This is a genomic window from Aeromonas sp. sif2416, from assembly GCF_019218665.1.
Lineage (GTDB): Bacteria > Pseudomonadota > Gammaproteobacteria > Enterobacterales > Aeromonadaceae > Aeromonas > Aeromonas encheleia.
The window spans coordinates 350099-366759 of the sequence record NZ_JAHUXC010000004.1; the positions used below are offsets into that span (position 1 = coordinate 350099).

At 62.8% G+C, this 16661-nt stretch carries 13 protein-coding genes and 1 other annotated feature; of the genes, 5 read left to right on the forward strand and 8 right to left on the reverse strand.

What is annotated here, in order from left to right; all coding sequences use genetic code 11:
* Nucleotides 1–181: 181 nt before the first annotated feature.
* Nucleotides 182–838: a response regulator transcription factor gene (locus KW821_RS10815; RefSeq protein ID WP_218291447.1), complete on the reverse strand. Its 657-nt coding sequence runs from the start codon at nt 836–838 to the stop codon at nt 182–184.
* A 187-nt stretch (nt 839–1025) separates the two neighbouring features.
* Between KW821_RS10815 and KW821_RS10820 the strand changes: the two genes are divergently transcribed.
* Nucleotides 1026–1319 (forward strand): PilZ domain-containing protein, encoded by a 294-nt coding sequence (locus KW821_RS10820; RefSeq protein WP_256353433.1) that lies wholly within the window; start codon nt 1026–1028, stop codon nt 1317–1319.
* Between the two features lie 80 nt (nt 1320–1399).
* Nucleotides 1400–5209 (forward strand): S-layer family protein, encoded by a 3810-nt coding sequence (locus tag KW821_RS10825; RefSeq protein WP_218291449.1) that lies wholly within the window; start codon nt 1400–1402, stop codon nt 5207–5209.
* 140 nt (nt 5210–5349) lie between these two features.
* On the opposite strand, the gene rnd is transcribed toward KW821_RS10825, so the two are convergent.
* The 7 genes from rnd to KW821_RS10860 all read right to left on the reverse strand — a co-directional run bounded on the left by rnd (nt 5350) and on the right by KW821_RS10860 (nt 13021).
* On the reverse strand, nt 5350–6462 hold the full coding sequence (gene rnd, locus KW821_RS10830; protein ID WP_218291450.1) for a ribonuclease D: 1113 nt from the start codon (nt 6460–6462) through the stop codon (nt 5350–5352).
* Between the two features lie 84 nt (nt 6463–6546).
* Nucleotides 6547–8223 carry a long-chain-fatty-acid--CoA ligase FadD gene (fadD, locus tag KW821_RS10835; RefSeq protein ID WP_126623320.1) on the reverse strand — a complete coding sequence of 559 codons (1677 nt, stop codon included), beginning with the start codon at nt 8221–8223 and terminating at the stop codon, nt 6547–6549.
* A gap of 198 nt (nt 8224–8421) precedes the next feature.
* Nucleotides 8422–9264 carry an alpha/beta fold hydrolase gene (locus KW821_RS10840; protein ID WP_371317605.1) on the reverse strand — a complete coding sequence of 281 codons (843 nt, stop codon included), beginning with the start codon at nt 9262–9264 and terminating at the stop codon, nt 8422–8424.
* 2 nt (nt 9265–9266) lie between these two features.
* Nucleotides 9267–9782, reverse strand: coding sequence for a Slp family lipoprotein (locus KW821_RS10845; protein WP_042654810.1), 516 nt, complete (start codon nt 9780–9782; stop codon nt 9267–9269).
* Between the two features lie 48 nt (nt 9783–9830).
* The gene (tsaB, locus tag KW821_RS10850) at nt 9831–10544 is read right to left on the reverse strand and encodes a tRNA (adenosine(37)-N6)-threonylcarbamoyltransferase complex dimerization subunit type 1 TsaB (protein ID WP_218291452.1); all 714 of its coding nucleotides are present in this window, start codon (nt 10542–10544) and stop codon (nt 9831–9833) included.
* A gap of 179 nt (nt 10545–10723) precedes the next feature.
* Entirely contained in the window at nt 10724–12634 is a 1911-nt protein-coding gene (locus KW821_RS10855; protein WP_218291453.1) for an ATP-dependent DNA helicase, read from the reverse strand.
* 144 nt (nt 12635–12778) lie between these two features.
* Nucleotides 12779–13021, reverse strand: a complete 243-nt coding sequence (locus tag KW821_RS10860) for a hypothetical protein (protein ID WP_218291454.1) — start codon at nt 13019–13021, stop codon at nt 12779–12781.
* A 185-nt stretch (nt 13022–13206) separates the two neighbouring features.
* Nucleotides 13207–13331: a sequence feature (His leader region), on the forward strand.
* A gap of 28 nt (nt 13332–13359) precedes the next feature.
* Between KW821_RS10860 and hisG the strand changes: the two genes are divergently transcribed.
* From hisG to hisC, 3 genes are read left to right on the forward strand one after another with little or no spacing between them, the layout of a single operon-like run.
* On the forward strand, nt 13360–14256 hold the full coding sequence (hisG, locus tag KW821_RS10865) for an ATP phosphoribosyltransferase (RefSeq protein WP_042654814.1): 897 nt from the start codon (nt 13360–13362) through the stop codon (nt 14254–14256).
* Between the two features lie 12 nt (nt 14257–14268).
* Entirely contained in the window at nt 14269–15594 is a 1326-nt protein-coding gene (gene hisD, locus KW821_RS10870; RefSeq protein WP_218291455.1) for a histidinol dehydrogenase, read from the forward strand.
* A complete protein-coding gene (hisC, locus tag KW821_RS10875; RefSeq protein ID WP_218291456.1) occupies nt 15591–16661 on the forward strand; it encodes a histidinol-phosphate transaminase in 1071 nt (356 codons plus the stop codon). Before hisD ends, hisC begins: the two co-directional genes overlap by 4 nt.

Here is a 16661-nt window from a genome sequence, read left to right on the forward strand (position 1 = left end):
CGCCTGCGGCCTCTTCATCACGCCAGGATCATCCCCTCCCCGCCTGAACAGCTCTGCTGGGGCTGGCAATGGCTGCGCCTTGCTCGAGGCCCTTGGTACTGGCTAATCAGGGGTTAAAGCGGTGCTGCCAGGTGGCGAGGCTTGTGGATACCGCCTCGCCATCCTGGGCCGGGCGGCTCTGTCATCCGGTCAGGGCATGCTTCTGCGCATAGGCATACAAGCCCACCCGGTTACGTACCCCCAGCTTGGCGTAGATGGAGGTCAGGTGGTTGCGCAAGGTGTGTTCGCTGATGTTGAGGCGCTCCGCAATCTCCAGGGTGCTCGCATCCAATCCCAGGGTGATGGCGGCTATGGTCTGCTTCTCCTTACGGGTCAGCCGTGCGATCTTCTCCTGCTCGGCATGGCTGGCGCCCAGCTCCCTGACGACCGCCATCAGGATGCGTTCCGTCGCGGCGCGATCGACCCAATACTCTCCCCCATGCACCTTCTGGATGGCCTTGCACAACACCTCGATCGGCTCGTGCTTGCAGATGGCACCACAGGCCCCGGCCAATACCGCCCTATCCTGTAACTCGAACTCATCGCGGCTGGAGAGGGTGAGTACTCGTACGTTCGAACCGGACAGCAAGGCGGGGATCTGCTCGATGCCATGGCGGCCATCCAGATCGAGCAATGCGACATAGCGCTTGTCACTGTCGATCCACTGGGCGACCTCGGAGGCATGCGCCACCGAGGCGATGAGTTCCATCTGATCCGGCTGCGCGGCGATCATCTCTCGCAGGCCCCATGCCACGATCGGCAAGTCGCAGATCAAGATGACGTTGACTCTGGTATCCATACCCTGGCTCCTCTTACCGCCGACGGCGGCGTTGCAAGCAATCCCCTCGCGTTATGGCTGCTTTTCCCCCTTCTCAAACTAGTCGAAATGTCCTGCTTTTGTCCTAAATCGAACGACTCTTTTTCCCGGATAAATAGGCCAGATTTTTCCATTTTTCGGCCCCCTCTTCTGGCCTAGGCTAAACCCCATGACAAACACATCGAACGGCAACGCGCGTCGATATGAACGCGTCCAGGTGGTGATGCCAATACGGCTCGCAGGCCAAAGCGGCTTCACCAGGGACATCAGCGTCGGCGGCTTCTATCTGGAAGTGGACGACACCGACATTCATGACGGTGAAGTCTGCTTCGAGCTCGATCTGGGGGCGGCGCACAGGACCATGAAGATGAAGTGCCGTGGCCAGGTTGTGCGAACGGAACGTATCGGCGGCCTGATAGGCGTCGCCGTAAAGATCAGGGAATTGCAACTGTTGGTGAATTAGGTTTTCGAGCCTTCAAAACCTGCCGATCGGGCGGATAGCCAACGAGGTTGTTTTTTATCATAGGTTCAAGGAGAGCAGACATGGCCACCACAACGACCAGCAGCGGAACCGTTACCTCATTCTCTAACAGTCCCCAAGCCAAGGATGACACTTTCACCACAGGCCTTATCGACGGGCTGAGCGGGAGTCTCATCACCGAAGATCTCGTGGGCGTCGTCTATCTGGATGTCATGGCCAACGACCTGGGCGGCAACGCGAAGACGCTCTGGTCACTGGACAACGCGGAGAGTTTGTCCGCCACCACCAAGAGCTATGCTCCCACCGATCTCCTCACCCAGGACACCGCCAGATTCGAAGACGTCAGCAATGACACCAGCCTGAATGGCGCCAGGATCTGGATCACCACGGATGGCAAGGTCGGCTACGATGCCGGCACGCTGTCGGCAGCGTTCAAAAACACCCTGCAGGCGCTCTCGGCAGGACAGACGCTGAGCGACACCTTCACCTATTCGATCCGCCTCGGGAATGGCACCCTGAGCTGGGCCACCGCGCAGGTCTCCTTTGCCGGCAGCAACGATGCGGCGGTCATCACCGGCTCCAGCACCGCTGGCCTGACCGAGACCAACGCCGCCCAGAGCACCGGTGGCAACCTCGACGCCACCGACGTAGACAGCTCCAACGCCTTTGTCGTCCAGACCAACGTGGCCGGCATCAATGGTTATGGCACCTTCAGCATCGATGCCAGCGGTGCCTGGAGCTACACCATGAACGGTGCCCACGACGAGTTCGTGGGGGGCGTCGACTACACCGACTCGATCACAGTGGCCACCGCCGACGGCACCAGCCGGGTACTGACGGTGACGATGCACGGCACCAATGATGCGGCGGTCATAACCGGCTCCAGCACCGCTGGCCTGACCGAGACCAACTCCGCCCAGAGCACCGGTGGCAACCTCGACGCCAGCGACGTGGACAGCTCCACTGCCTTCGTCGTCCAGACCAACGTGGCCGGCATCAATGGTTATGGCACCTTCAGCATCGACGATACCGGTGCCTGGACCTACACCATGAACGGCGCCCACGACGAGTTCGTGGGGGGCGTCGACTATACCGATTCGATCACAGTGGCCACCGCCGACGGCACCAGCCGGGTGCTGACGGTGACGATGCACGGCACCAACGATGCCGCCATCATCACCGGCTCCAGCACCGCTGGCCTGACCGAGACCAACGACGCCCAGAGCACCGGTGGCAACCTCGACGCCAGCGACGTGGACAGCTCCGCTGCCTTCGTCGTCCAGACCAACGTGGCCGGCGGCAACAACTATGGCACCTTCAGCATCGATGCCAGCGGCGCCTGGACCTACACCATGAACGGTGCCCACGACGAGTTCGTGGGAGGCGTCGACTACACCGACTCGATCACCGTGGCCACCGCCGACGGCACCAGCCGGGTGTTGACGGTGACGATGCACGGCACCAACGACGCTGCGATTATTACTGGCTCCAGCACCGCGGAGCTAACCGAAACCAATGCTGCCCAGAGCACCGGTGGCAACCTCGACGCCAGCGACGTAGACAGCGCCGCGGCCTTTGTCGTCCAGACCAACGTGGCCGGCATCAATGGTTATGGCACCTTCAGCATCGATGCCAGCGGCGCCTGGACCTACACCATGAACGGCGCCCACGACGAGTTCGTGGGGGGCGTCGACTACACCGACTCGATCACAGTGGCCACCGCCGACGGCACCAGCCGGGTGTTGACGGTGACGATGCACGGCACCAACGACGCTGCTGTCATCACCGGCTCCAGCACCGCCAGCCTGACCGAGGCCAATGCCGCCCAGAGCACCGGTGGCAACCTCGACGCCAGCGACGTGGACAGCTCCGCCGCCTTCGTCATCCAGACCAACGTGGCCGGCGGCAACAACTATGGCACCTTCAGCATCGATGCCAGCGGCGCCTGGACCTACACCATGAGCAGCGCCCACGACGAATTCGCGGCCGGGCAGGACTACACCGACTCGATCACCGTGGCCACCGCCGACGGCACCAGCCGGATGTTGACGGTAACGATGCACGGCACCAACGACGCCGCCATCATCACCGGCTCCAACACCGCCAGCCTGACCGAAACCAATGCTGCCCAGAGCACCAGCGGCACCCTGACCAGCGACGACGTCGACAATCCCGACAATGCCTTTAACGCCAGCACCACCCTGGGCACCATAGGCAACTTCGCCATCGACGCTGCTGGCGCCTGGACCTTCACCGCCAACGGCGCGTTCGATCAACTGAATGTCGACGACTCCGTCTCCGAGACCTATCAGGTCACCAGCGTCGACGGTACCCCCAGTACAGTGAAGATCACCATCACCGGCGCCAACGATGGTCCGGTGGCCGTGGTTGACACCGCCGCCGGTACCGAAAATCAGACCCTGACCATAGACGTATTGGGCAATGATACCGACATCGACGACGGCCATGCGTTCACACTCAACAGCGTCAATGCGCCATCCGACAAGGGCACCGCCAACATCCTGGACAACAAGGTGGTGTTCAATCCGGGCACGGCTTTCGACCATCTGGCGCAAGGTGTGCAAGAGCTGGTGACACTCAGCTATTCAATGCAAGACGAGCACGGGGCGACCTCAACCAGCACGATAGACATCACCATCACCGGCAGCAACGATGCGGCGGTGATTGCCGGCGTTGCGACGGGCAACGTTCAGGAAGACACCAACGTCGTCGGCGGCCTGCTGAATACCAGTGGTTCACTGACTGTCAGCGATGCGGATACTGGCCAATCAGGCTTCCTGGCCCAGCCAACGGTGGCCGGAATCTACGGTACCTTCACCCTCACGGCGACGGGCAACTGGACCTACTCGGTGAACAACAGTCTGGCGGTGATCCAGGCCTTGGGCACCGGTCAATCGCTGCTCGACAGCTTCGTCGCCCACTCACTCGACGGCAGCGATTCGCAGTCGGTACAGGTGACCATCCAGGGGCTGAACGACAACACCGCACTCACCGGCACGACGGGTAACAACAATTATGACTTCAGCGCCACGGGCAGCGGGGTCTATACGATCACCGATCCGGGTGGTAACAACGATGCGATCCGGATCACCGGGGACAACAGCAAGCTGACCACGCTGAATTTCGAGCGATCCGGTAACGACTTGCTGATCGATGTCGGCAGCCAGGACATCACAGTACTCAACCATTACGGTGCATCAGGCAATGCGGTCGACAATATTACCTTCGCCGCCGGGCAGAGCTATTTCGGTTATGCACTGGCCGGTACCTACAGCATCTTCTCCGGCAGCAACTTTGACGCCGGCAACGGCAGCAGCAACGATGTGGTCGCCGGCACCTCCGGCAACCAGACCATAGACGGCGGCGGCGGGGCCAGCGGCCGGGACCTGTTGTTTGGCAATGCGGGCAACGACACGCTGTCCGGGCAGAACGACGACGACTTGCTGATCGGCGGTGGCGGCAACGACATTCTGAGCGGCAGCGACGGCAACGATCTGCTGATCGGTGGCACTGGCAGCGATTCTCTCACCGGCGGTGCAGGCGCCGACCGCTTCGCCTTTGCCGAAGCGGACCCGCTCAACCTGGACACGGTACTCGACTACAGCTTCAGCCAGGGTGACAGCCTCGATCTGTCGACGCTGCTCGACAGCAATTTCGTCAGCGGTAGCCAGGTCTCCGACTTCGTCCAGGTGGCGCAAACCGGCAGCAACATCAGGGTACAGGTGGATACAAACGGCAGCGCCGGTGGGGCCAACTTCGTCGACGTGGCGACCCTGATCGGCTATGGCACCAGCGGAGCCGATCTGGTGCGCACCTACTTTGAGGGTGCCGAGCATCAGTTGAGTGCCTGATCTGTCACGGCGAAGAACATGCGCTCTTCGCCCTTTCCCCTTGCCGATGGCATGCCGCCAGCATGGAAACAAAAGAGCCCCAAGTGTCATTCACACTTGGGGCTCTCTTCATGGTTCAGCGCCGATCAGGCAACCAGGGCTTATTGCGCCAGCAGGTGACCCACCAGCTCGTGGCGCCAGCCTTGCAGCAGCATGGGCTTGTCGGCGCGGGCACGCTCCTCCTCGCTCATGCGCCAGCTCCAGGTGAAGTACTGGTGGATGATCTTCTTGCTGGCCACCAGCTCAGGCGGGATGTTGCTGGCCTTGGCCTTCTCTTCCACCATGGCCTTGATGCGCTTGAGCTCGGCCTTGTACTGGGGGAAATCCACCAGCCGGCGAATGGGCTCTGGCCAGCTCGAAGGATCGCTCTGCTGGGCCGAGGCGACGATATCCAGCATCCGCTTGCCGTGGATCTTGATCTCGATGGGGGCCAGCCCCAGCTCGTTGAGGTCGCGCAGGGAGGTCGGGCGACGCTCGGCCACCTTGAACAGGTGCAGCTCCTTCACCACGAAGTTGAGGGCCAGATCCCGGCGCACCGCCTCTTTCTGGCGCCAGGCGGCCAGCTCACGCAGGATGGCGAGTTCACGCCGCCCCAGCTGCCAGGCGTTGATGATCTCGAGATAGGCCTGCATGGGATCGCTGCCCTGGGTCTTGCGGGCGGAGTGGTTCTGGCACTCCTGCTCGAACCAGGCGAACTTGCCGCTCTCGTGCAGTCTGGCCATCACCTTCTCGTAGAGTGGCATCAGGTAGAACACATCCGCCGCCGCGTATTCAAGCTGACGCTCGGTGAGCGGGCGGGCCAGCCAGTCGGTGCGGGCCTGATCCTTCTCCAGCTCCACCCCGAGGAACTCCTTGACCAGGGCGCCGAAGCCCACCGAGACGCCGTGCCCCAGGAAGGCCGTCGCCAGCTGGGTGTCGTGCATCCGGTTGGGCAGATGGCCCGCCTGATGCTGGATGAGCTCCAGATCTTCACCCGAGGCGTGCAGTATGGCGATCTGCCCTGCCCGGCCGAGCCGTTGCCACAGGCCGGACAGCTCCAGAGTCAGCGGATCCAGCAGGGCCAGCCGCTCGCCATCGTAGATCTGGAACAGGCCGAGCTGGGGATAATAGGTACGGGTGCGAACGAATTCGGTATCGATGGCCAGGGGAACGTCGGCCAGGGAAGCGAGATACTGTTCCAGTTCGGCTTGCTGTGAAATGAGTTGATATTGCATCTTTGCCTGCACGTTGGTCGGGGCCCAAAAAAGAAAAAACCGTGGCATGACCCACGGTTTTGCATGACATCAGCTGTCTGCCCGTTACTGCTTGGCAATCTCCTCGTCGCGCAGCACGCGGCGCAGGATCTTGCCCACATTGGTCTTGGGAAGTTCGTCACGAAATTCTACCAGTTTCGGCACCTTATAGGCAGTCAGATGTTTGCGGCAGTGGGCAATAATCTCGTCTTCCTGCAGTTTTGCATCTTTCTTGACCACGAAGATCTTCACCAGCTCGCCGGAAACCTTGTGGGGCACGCCGACGGCGGCCACTTCCAGCACCTTGGGATGCAGCGCCACCACGTCTTCTATCTCGTTCGGATAGACGTTGAAGCCAGAGACCAGGATCATGTCCTTCTTGCGATCGACGATCTTGAAGAAGCCCTGCTCGTCACACACGGCGATGTCACCGGTGCAGAGCCAGCCATCCTGCATCACCTCGGCGGTAGCCTCGGGTCGCTGCCAGTAGCCAGTCATCACCTGGGGGCCGCGCACCTGCATCTCGCCAGGGGCGCCGAGCTCGGTGATCACCTGGCCGGCATCGTCCACCAGACGGATGTCGGTGGAGCAGACCGGCAGACCGATGGAGCCGTTATAGTCCACCAGATCGTAGGGACAGACGCTCACCAGCGGCGAGCATTCGGTCAGGCCATAGCCTTCCAGCAGCGGGGTATCGGTCAGCCCCTTCCACTGCTCGGCCACCGCCCGTTGCACCGCCATGCCGCCGCCTATGGTCAGCTTCAGCCCGGAGAAGTCCATGCTCTGGAATTCCCCGTTGTTGACCAGGGCGTTGAACAGGGTGTTGACCCCGGTGATGCAGGTGAAGGGGTACTTTCTGATCTCTTTGACGAAGCCCGGGATGTCGCGCGGATTGCTGATGAGCAGGTTGTTACCCCCCAGGCGCATGAACAGCAGGCAGTTTACGGTCAGCGCGAACACGTGGTAGAGCGGCAGCGCGGTCACCACGAACTCCTTGCCCCGCTCCAGCACGGGGCCATAGACCCCGAGGCACTGCTCGACGTTGGCGATCAGGTTGCGGTGAGTCAGCATGGCGCCCTTGGAGAGGCCTGTGGTGCCGCCGGTGTATTGCAAGAAGGCGATGTCCAGGTTGCTAATCTCGGGCTTGATGTATTGCAGGTAGCGCCCCTTGGCCAACGCCTGGCGCATGGTGCTGGCGTGCGGCAGGTTGTATTTGGGCACCAGCTTCTTGACGTACTTCACCACGAAGTTGACCAGGGAGCCCTTGGCCAGCCCCAGGTTGTCCCCCATGCGGGTCAAGATCACGTGCTTGACCGGGGTGTCGTGCACCACTTTTTCCAGGGTATGGGCGAAGTTGGAGACGATGACGATGGCCTTGGCGCCGGAGTCCTTGAGCTGATGCTCCAGCTCGCGCGGGGTGTAGAGCGGGTTGACGTTGACCACCGTCATGCCGGCCCGCAGTATGCCGAACACGGCGATGGGGTACTGCAACAGGTTCGGCATCATCACCGCCACCCGATCGCCCTTGCCGAGCTTGAGCTCGTTTTGCAGATAGGCGGCAAAGGCGCGGGACTGCTCCTCCAGCCGACGATAGGTGATGGTCTGCCCCATGTTGACGAAGGCGGGCTGATCGGCAAACTGGCTCACCGACTCTTCAAACATCTCGACCAGAGAGCCGTATTGGTCTGGATTGATCTCGGCGGGAACCCCTTCCGGATAACGCTTCAGCCAGACTTTGTCCACGAACTTCTCCTGCATAACTAGCACCTGTGCGCTCACTGTGTTGCCTCCGTCCCTGTTCACATCCAATTCAATCAGCTGTTTTAAGCTCATGCTCTAATGCCGCACATAGTTACATAAGGCAACATCGATTAACAGCAAATTAACAAGGCGAAAGTGTGAGGGAGAAAGCAAACCTGGAATGATGTAAAGCCGCTGATTCTAACGGCTCTGGCAGAATTTTTCGATATAAACGGCGGTTTGGACTGAATTTTCCATGTGGAAATGGTGATTTCCTGCCACCACCGCCATCTCTATCTGCCCGAAGGCCCCCGCCCGCAGCTGCCACTGCTCGAGCAGCGTCGCAAAGCCCTGCTCTCCCCGGATGAACAGCACCGGGCAGACGATGGCCCGGATCAGCGCCAGGGCCTGGCCCTCGCTCATGCGCAGCGGCGACAGATCCCGCAGCCGCGGATCGCTGCGCCAATGCCAGCGCCCGTCCCGCGCCATCAGCTGCCGCTCGCAGATGAGTCGCGCCGCGCTCGGGGTAATGTCTGCCACCTTGCAACGGGCGGCCACCGCCTCATCCAGGGAGGCAAAACCATTGGAGGCCCGCTCGCGGGTGCGGCTGCGATTCAAGATCGCCTTACGCAGCTGCGCCGGCACCGCCTCATCGGGCTGGCTGAGGGGTCCCAGCCCCTCCAGCATGACGAGCCGCGTCACCTGCTCGGGAAAGACCCCCGCATAGGCACTGGCAATGAGCGCCCCGAGGGAATGGCCGAGCAGCATGAAGCGCGACCAGCCGGCGGCCTGACTCAACTGATAAAGATCGTCCAGCCAGTCGACGAAGACATAGGGGGTCGACTTGTGATCCGAGTGACCGTGCCCCGGCAGATCGACGCAGATCAGGTGGAACTCGGCGAGATGAGGGGCAAGGGGCAGGAAGCTGGCGCCGTTGTCGAGCCAGCCGTGCAGGGCGATCAGCAGCGGCTTGCCCTGCTGATCATTGTCCAGCAGGGCGATGTGGCGCCCGTCATCGAGGCTGATGGACCGCTCGCGCATCATCATCAGCGGTAGAAGCGGTGACGCGGCCAGAAGGGATCATAGAAGGGGTCGTAGAAATAGGGATCCATGTAGCGGATCTCCACCTCCTTCACCGGCGGCCACAGCTTGCTGGCGGTCACCTTGAGCACCGAGAAGCGGTACTTGTGGCTGCCGATCTGGCTGTCCACCGGCGCCGCCAGGGTGCCGAGCACCGTCAGGCTGCGCCCCTTGGCATACAGGGTCGGATCGACGAAGCCCTTCATGATAGCGAGGAAGCGGCCGGGGCTCTGCTCGGTCTGCTCCGGCACACCGTTGGCCTTGAGCGGCAGGTAGACGACCTCGATGACGCTCTGATCCTGCTCGTTGTGTACCGCCGAGATGACCCCGCTCCAGCGGGCAGGCTTGCCATCCATGCCCTGCAGCGCCGGTTGATAGGCCACCAGCTGATCCGCCGGCTCATAGGCCAGCTCCTTGGGCACCGTGCTGCACGCGCTGAGCAGCAGCCCCATCATCCCCAACATGATCGTGCGTTTCATCATTCGCCTCTCCTCATCCGGATCCTCAGGCGACTCGCCCGTGGTCCAATGTTATTCGCGACCCGGCAACTTCTTCCAGGTCACCTTGTCACGCAGATAGACAGGGCTGGCCTGCTCCACCGGCACCGCCTCGCCGGCCAGCCATGCGGCACGCGCCAGCGGCAACATGTCCAGCGCCGCCGGGAAACGCACCTGCTGGCTGATAACCAGCGCCTCGGCCAGCCCATTGAGCTGTTCGCCATAGGTCTCAAACCCCGTACCCACCGCCAGCCAGCGGCCCGGCAGGGCACCTTCACCAGTCAGCTCGCTCACCAGCTGGGCCGGATCCCTCACCACCTCCTCGCCCACCAGCCGCATGCAACCGGCCTGCAGCTCATAGCGCCCGAAGTAGACTTCGTTCATGCGCGCATCGATGGCGCTGAGCACGCTATCTGCCCCCTCCAGTCGATAGACCCCCTGCGCCATGGCCGCCAGGGTCGAGATGCCGATGAGCGGCACCCCGGCGCCGAAGGCCAGCCCCTGCGCCACACTGATCCCGATCCGCACCCCGGTGAAGGAGCCGGGACCGCGACCGAAGGCGATGGCGTCGAGTTGGTCCAACGATAGTCCGGACTCGTCTAACACAGCCTGAACCATGGGCAAGATTTTACGGGTGTGATCCCGCGGCGCCTCTTCCCAGCGGGAGAACAGCTTGTCGCCCACCAGCAGCGCGGCGGAGCAGGCTTCGGTGGCGGTATCAACGGCCAGGATCTTCAACTCGTTCATGCTTTCTAATCTCTATAAAATCAGTCAATTACATAATCGGCAAGCAACAAATGCTCGGCGGTTGTTCAAATCTGTCTCTTTTTACCAAGCAGGCCACAGTGACTCAGTCAAATCCTGGGCCGATTAAGGAAGGCGCCCTAGGACCCTACGCCCTGATACAGGGCTCGTCACCGGCAGGCTCACTCGCCCCGCTCGAAGAAATTACCCAGGGTCGCCAGCTCCCGGGTACGAGGGATGGCGGGCAGGCTCTTGATGAAGGTGGCGCCATAGGGTTTGTTGACCATCCGTGGATCACAGATCACCAGCACCCCGTGATCACTGCGATCACGAATAAGCCGCCCCACCCCCTGCTTGAGGGCGATCACCGCCTTGGGCAGCTGGATATCGGCGAAGGGATCGCCGCCCTTGAGCTTGCAATCATCGACTCTCGCCTTGAGCAGCGGGTCGTCTGGGCTGGCAAACGGCAGCTTGTCGATGATAACACAGGAGAGCGCGGCCCCCCGTACGTCTATCCCCTCCCAGAAGCTGCTGGTGGCCACCAGCACGGCACGGCCATTCTCCACGAAGGTCTTGAGCAGCCGCTGCTTGCTGTCCTCCCCCTGCAGCAACACGGTGCGGCCTATCTCCCGGCGCAGCACCTCGGCCACCTGCCGCATCACCTGATGGCTGGTGCAGAGGAAGAAACAGCCTCCCGGCGTCTTGTTGATGAGCGGGATCATCAGCTGGGCCAGCGCCTCGCCCCTACCGAAGGCATTGGGCTCAGGCAAGAAGCGGGGCACGCACAGCCGCGCCTGCTCCCCATAGTCGAACGGGCTGTCGAGGATCAGCTCGGCGCTGCCGGCGAGCCCCAACTCGGTCTTGAAGTGATCGAAGCGGTTGTCCACCGTCAGGGTCGCCGAGGTAAACACCCAGGCCACCTCGGGGCGCAGCACCTCGGCACCAAACCGCTCGGCCACCGACAAGGGGGTGAGATTGAGGGAGAAGTGCAGCCGCGAGCAGTCATACCAGTAGGAGAAGCCGGTCTGGTTGATGGCCAGCACCTCGCCGAGGCGGGTGCGCAGCTCGCAGATCCGCTCGAAGGCATGATCCAGCTGCTCGCCACGTCCCAGCGCCAGCTTCAGCACCTCGTAGCAGAGCCCGAGCGCATCGTTGAGCCGGGCCAGCGCCTGAGCCCAGAGCGGCAGGCGCAGCATGTCGCGGGTGTTGCCACGACCGCCATCCACCCCGAAGGCGAGGCGCAGATCCTGGCTGGCGATGGCGAGCCGGTCCGCCGCCTTGCCGAGCTGCCCCATGTCGTGGGCCTCGGCGCGATAGGCAAGCTGGATGTCCTGCGCCAGATCCTGGATGGTGCGGCTGCCCACCGACTTGCCGAAGTAGTTGGTGGCGATCTCCGGCAGCTGGTGCGCCTCGTCGAACACATAGACCTGCGCCTCCGGCACCAGCGCGCCGAAACCGGTGTCTTTCACCGCCATGTCGGCGAAGAAGAGGTGATGATTGATCACCACCACCTGGGCATCCATGGCGCGGCGGCGGGCCACCACCAGGTGGCAGTCATCGTAATAGGGGCAGTCGCGGCCGAGGCAGTTATCGTTGGTGCTGGTGACGTGGGCGAGGATCTCGGCGTTCTCCTGCAGCCCAGGAATGTCCCCCACATCGCCGGTCTCGGTGGCGGTGGACCAGGACTTCACCTTGACCAGATCGCTCAGCACCTCCGGCTTCTGCAGATGGGACTCCCCGAGCAGGCGGTTCATCCGCTCGATGCACAGGTAGTTGCTGCGCCCCTTGAGCAGGGCCACCGGCGGGGTGTAGGAGAGCGCCGCCGTGATGGTGGGCAGGTCCCGGTAGAAGAGCTGCTCCTGCAGATTCTTGGAGCCGGTGCTGATCACCACCCGCTTGCCGGACTCCAGCGCCGGTACCAGATAGGCATAGGTCTTGCCTGTCCCCGTTCCCGCCTCCACCAGCAGGCGCCCGCCACTCTGGATGGCGCGGGCCACCGCCTCGGCCATGGCCAGTTGCGGCGCACGGGCGACGAAGCCATCGATGTGGCTGGCCAGGGGGCCGTCAGGCTTGAACAGGGTCTGTATGGTCAAAGGGGTGTCCCGCGCAAAAGCGGGCATTATGCCAAAAGAGCGGGGAAAGCGGGATCGCTAAATCTCATCCCGACTCTGGGTCTCCCCCTAGGGGCGATCATGCTCCCTTTCCTCTGGGCGGGAGAGGCGGAATGCTGACCAGGCTCAGACGAAGAGATCGATGCGATGCTCGGGATCGGGTTTGTGATCATCGCTTTTAGATCCTTTCTGATCATACTTTGCCTGCGACTGAGGCTGCTGCCGTGGCTGGGAGCCTTCGCCGTCTGCACTGGTTTTGCGCAACTTATGCTTCTGGCTGATCTGGGTCACCTCCCGCTTGATGTCGTCCGGGCTCGGCGCGGCCGGTGCCCGCGGCAAGATGGGGAATAACAGGTCCTGGCTGGGCATAGTGATCACTCCTCAGGCTATCTTGTTTAGTTATCGACCAGAAAACCGTTTTCTCCACTTTAATCGGGCAAATCACAATTTCAGGTTGCATTTTCTGTCAAGGCAGGTAGTTTAAATCAGGCGTCAACTACGACATCTTATTTGTAAAGGATTGATTACATGAAGTTCACCCTGCTGAAGACTCACCATCACCATCATCATCCCGACTAGTCTTTCAGGAGGTTGACTGCTGGAAGACACTTAACTGGTGACTTCCAAAAGGACCGCAAGATTCATAAACCCTCGGAAGCACACACTTCCGAGGGTTTTTTCGTTTTTGACTAGAAGGAAATCGAGCAATGGAAACACAACGTCTACGCATCGCCATGCAAAAGTCCGGTCGCCTGAGCCAGGACTCCCAGGCCCTGTTCAAGAGCTGCGGACTCAAGATCAACCTGCGCGAGCAGCGCCTCATCGCCCACGTGGAGAACATGCCCATCGACATCCTGCGGGTGCGCGATGACGACATCCCGGGCCTGGTGATGGAAGGGGTGGTCGATCTTGGCATCATAGGCGAGAACGTACTCGAAGAGGTGCAGCTCATCCGCGCCGCCCAGGGTCAGCCTTTCGCGGTCAAGACCCTCAAGCAGCTCGACTTCGGCGGCTGCCGTCTCTCCCTCGCCATTCCCGATGACGTGGAGTATCAGGGCCCCGCCAGCCTGGCGGGCAAGCGCATCGCCACCTCCTACCCCGGTCTGCTCAAGCGTTTCTTCGACGAGCAGGGCTTGAGCTTCAAGAGCGTGATGCTGGGTGGCTCGGTGGAAGTGGCGCCGCGCGCCGGCCTGGCCGACGCCATCTGCGATCTGGTCTCCACCGGCGCGACCCTGGAGGCCAACGGCCTCAAAGAGGTGGAGGTGATCTACCGCTCCAAGGCGGTGCTGGTGCAGGCGCCGAATCCGTTGAACGACGCCAAGCAGGCCATCATCGACAAGCTGCTGCCCCGCATCCAGGGCATGCAGCAGGCGCGCGAGAGCAAGTACATCATGCTGCACGCCCCGAAAGACAAGCTGGCGGCCATCACCGATCTGCTGCCCGGCGCCGAGCGCCCGACCATCATGCAGCTGGCCGGTGACACCAATCAGGTGGCGCTGCACGTGGTATCCAGCGAAACCCTGTTCTGGGAGACCATGGAACAGCTCAAGGCCCTCGGTGCCAGCTCCATTCTGGTGCTGCCCATCGAGAAGATGATGGAATAAGGAGGGGACACCATGCAGACCCTGATCTGGAAGACCCTCTCCCCCGCCCAGCAGGCCGACGTGCTGACCCGGCCCGCCCTTGGCGACGAGGCCGACATCGGCGCCGTGGTGAAGGAGATCATCGGTGCCGTGCGCAGCCGGGGCGACGAGGCCCTGCAAGAGCTCAGCCTGCGTTTCGAGCGCGCCCCCCGCGAGCAGTTGCGGGTCAGCGAGGCCGAGATAGACGCCGCCTGTGCGCGGCTGGATGACGACATCAAGGCCGCCATCAACGCCGCCATCACCAATATCCGCACCTTCCACGCCGCCCAGGCACAGCCGGTGATCCGGGTCGAGACCCAGCCCGGCGTGCTGTGCGAGCTGCGCACCCAGCCCATCAACCGGGTCGGCCTCTATGTGCCGGGGGGCAGCGCCCCGCTCCCCTCCACCGTGATGATGCTGGCCATTCCGGCCGCCATCGCCGGCTGCCGGGAGCGGGTGCTCTGCACCCCGTCCCCGGCCAGCGACGAGATCCTGTTTGCCGCCCGCGCCTGCGGCGTGGAGAAGGTGTTCGCCATCGGCGGCGCCCAGGCCATCGCCGCCATGGCCTATGGCACCCAGAGCATTCCCAAGGTGGACAAGATCTTCGGCCCGGGCAACGCCTATGTGACCGAGGCCAAGGGCCAGGTCTCCCGCGACTGGCGCGGTGCCGCCATCGACATGCCGGCCGGCCCCTCCGAGGTGCTGGTCATCGCCGACGAGAGCGCCAACCCCGCCTTCGTGGCGGCAGACCTGCTCTCCCAGGCTGAGCACGGCCCGGACAGTCAGGTGGTGCTGGTCACCACCTCGCCGCTGCTGGCCGATGCCATCGCAGGGGAAATCAAAAGCCAGCTCGCCCTGCTCAGCCGCCGCGACATCGCCGCCAAGGCGCTGGGGGCCAGCCTGGTGATCCTGTGCGATGACCTGGATGAGGCCTGCGCCATCTCCAACGCCTATGCCCCCGAACATCTGATAGTGCAGACCAAGGCGCCGCGGGATCTGCTGGACCGGCTCGAGAACGCCGGCTCCATCTTCCTCGGTCAGTGGACACCGGAGTCGGTGGGGGATTACGCCAGCGGCACCAATCACACCCTTCCCACCTACGGCTATGCCCGCACCTGCTCCAGCCTGGGGTTGGCCGATTACCAGCGCCGCTACACGGTACAGGAGCTGAGCGCCGAGGGCATCGCAGGCCTGGGCCCCATTGTCCAGCGCATCGCCCAGGCCGAGGGGCTCGACGCCCACAAGAACGCCGTCACCCTGAGGTTGAACGCCCTCGCCGACGCCTCTCAAAAAAGTAAGCCGCAGAAGGATTTGTCATGAGCATCGCCAACCTGGCTCGCCGTGTGGTGCGGGCCCTCACCCCCTATCAATCCGCCCGCCGCATCGGCGGCAACGGCCACGTCTGGCTCAACGCCAACGAGGCGCCGCTGGCCTACCCCTTCACCATCGAGGGCAGCCGCCTCAACCGCTATCCAGAGTGCCAGCCGGCCGCGGTGGTGAACGGTTATGCCGCCTATGCCGGAGTAGATCCGGAGCAGGTGCTGGTGAGCCGAGGGGCCGACGAGGCCATCGAGCTGCTGATCCGCACCTTCTGCGAGGCGGGTCAGGATCAGATCCTCATCTGCCCGCCCACCTACGGCATGTACGCCATCAGCGCCGAGACCTGCGGCGTGGGCATCGTCGAGCTGCCGTTGACGGCCAGCCGCCAGCCGGACTGGCCCGCCATCGCCGATCGCCTGTCCGACGTGAAGCTGGTGTTCCTCTGCTCCCCCAACAACCCCACCGGGGATCTGGTGGGCCGCGGCGGCCTCATCGCCCTGCTGGAGAAGGTAAAGGATCGCGCCATCATCGTAGTGGACGAGGCCTACATCGAGTTCTGCCCTGAGGCATCGGTGGTAGATCTGCTGGCACGCTTCCCCAACCTGGTGGTGACCCGCACCCTCTCCAAGGCCTTCGCCCTGGCGGGGATCCGCTGCGGCTTCACCCTGGCCAATCCCGAGGTCATCGCCATGCTGACCAAGGTGATAGCCCCCTACCCCATCCCCGAGCCCATCGCCCAGATTGCGGCACAGGCCCTCAGCCCCATGGGGCTGGAACTGATGCAGGAGCGGGTGGCCGAGCTCAACCTGCAGAAGGCCCTCATCAAGGCCGAGCTGATGGCGCTGCCCTGTGTGCGCGAGATCTTCGAGGACAAGGGCAACTTCGTGCTGGTGCGCTTCGTCGATGGCGCCGCCGTGTTCGCCGCCATGAAGGCCGCCGGCATCATCTTGCGGGACTTCTCCACCAAGCCGGGCCTCGAAAACAGCATCCGCATCACCATCGGCTATCGGGGTGAGATGGACGCCGTGCTCGCCGTGTTGCGCGATCTGCCCGCCCCTCGTTTATAA

Coding starts and splice junctions, on each gene's coding strand:
- tsaB (WP_218291452.1), bottom strand. CDS start 10,544: ATGAACGAGTTGAAGATCCTGGCCGTTGATACCGCCACCGAAGCCTGC.
- KW821_RS10845 (WP_042654810.1), bottom strand. CDS start 9,782: ATGATGAAACGCACGATCATGTTGGGGATGATGGGGCTGCTGCTCAGC.
- KW821_RS10860 (WP_218291454.1), bottom strand. CDS start 13,021: ATGCCCAGCCAGGACCTGTTATTCCCCATCTTGCCGCGGGCACCGGCC.
- KW821_RS10825 (WP_218291449.1), top strand. CDS start 1,400: ATGGCCACCACAACGACCAGCAGCGGAACCGTTACCTCATTCTCTAAC.
- hisD (WP_218291455.1), top strand. CDS start 14,269: ATGCAGACCCTGATCTGGAAGACCCTCTCCCCCGCCCAGCAGGCCGAC.
- KW821_RS10815 (WP_218291447.1), bottom strand. CDS start 838: ATGGATACCAGAGTCAACGTCATCTTGATCTGCGACTTGCCGATCGTG.
- hisG (WP_042654814.1), top strand. CDS start 13,360: ATGGAAACACAACGTCTACGCATCGCCATGCAAAAGTCCGGTCGCCTG.
- KW821_RS10820 (WP_256353433.1), top strand. CDS start 1,026: ATGACAAACACATCGAACGGCAACGCGCGTCGATATGAACGCGTCCAG.
- rnd (WP_218291450.1), bottom strand. CDS start 6,462: ATGCAATATCAACTCATTTCACAGCAAGCCGAACTGGAACAGTATCTC.
- KW821_RS10840 (WP_371317605.1), bottom strand. CDS start 9,264: ATGATGCGCGAGCGGTCCATCAGCCTCGATGACGGGCGCCACATCGCC.
- hisC (WP_218291456.1), top strand. CDS start 15,591: ATGAGCATCGCCAACCTGGCTCGCCGTGTGGTGCGGGCCCTCACCCCC.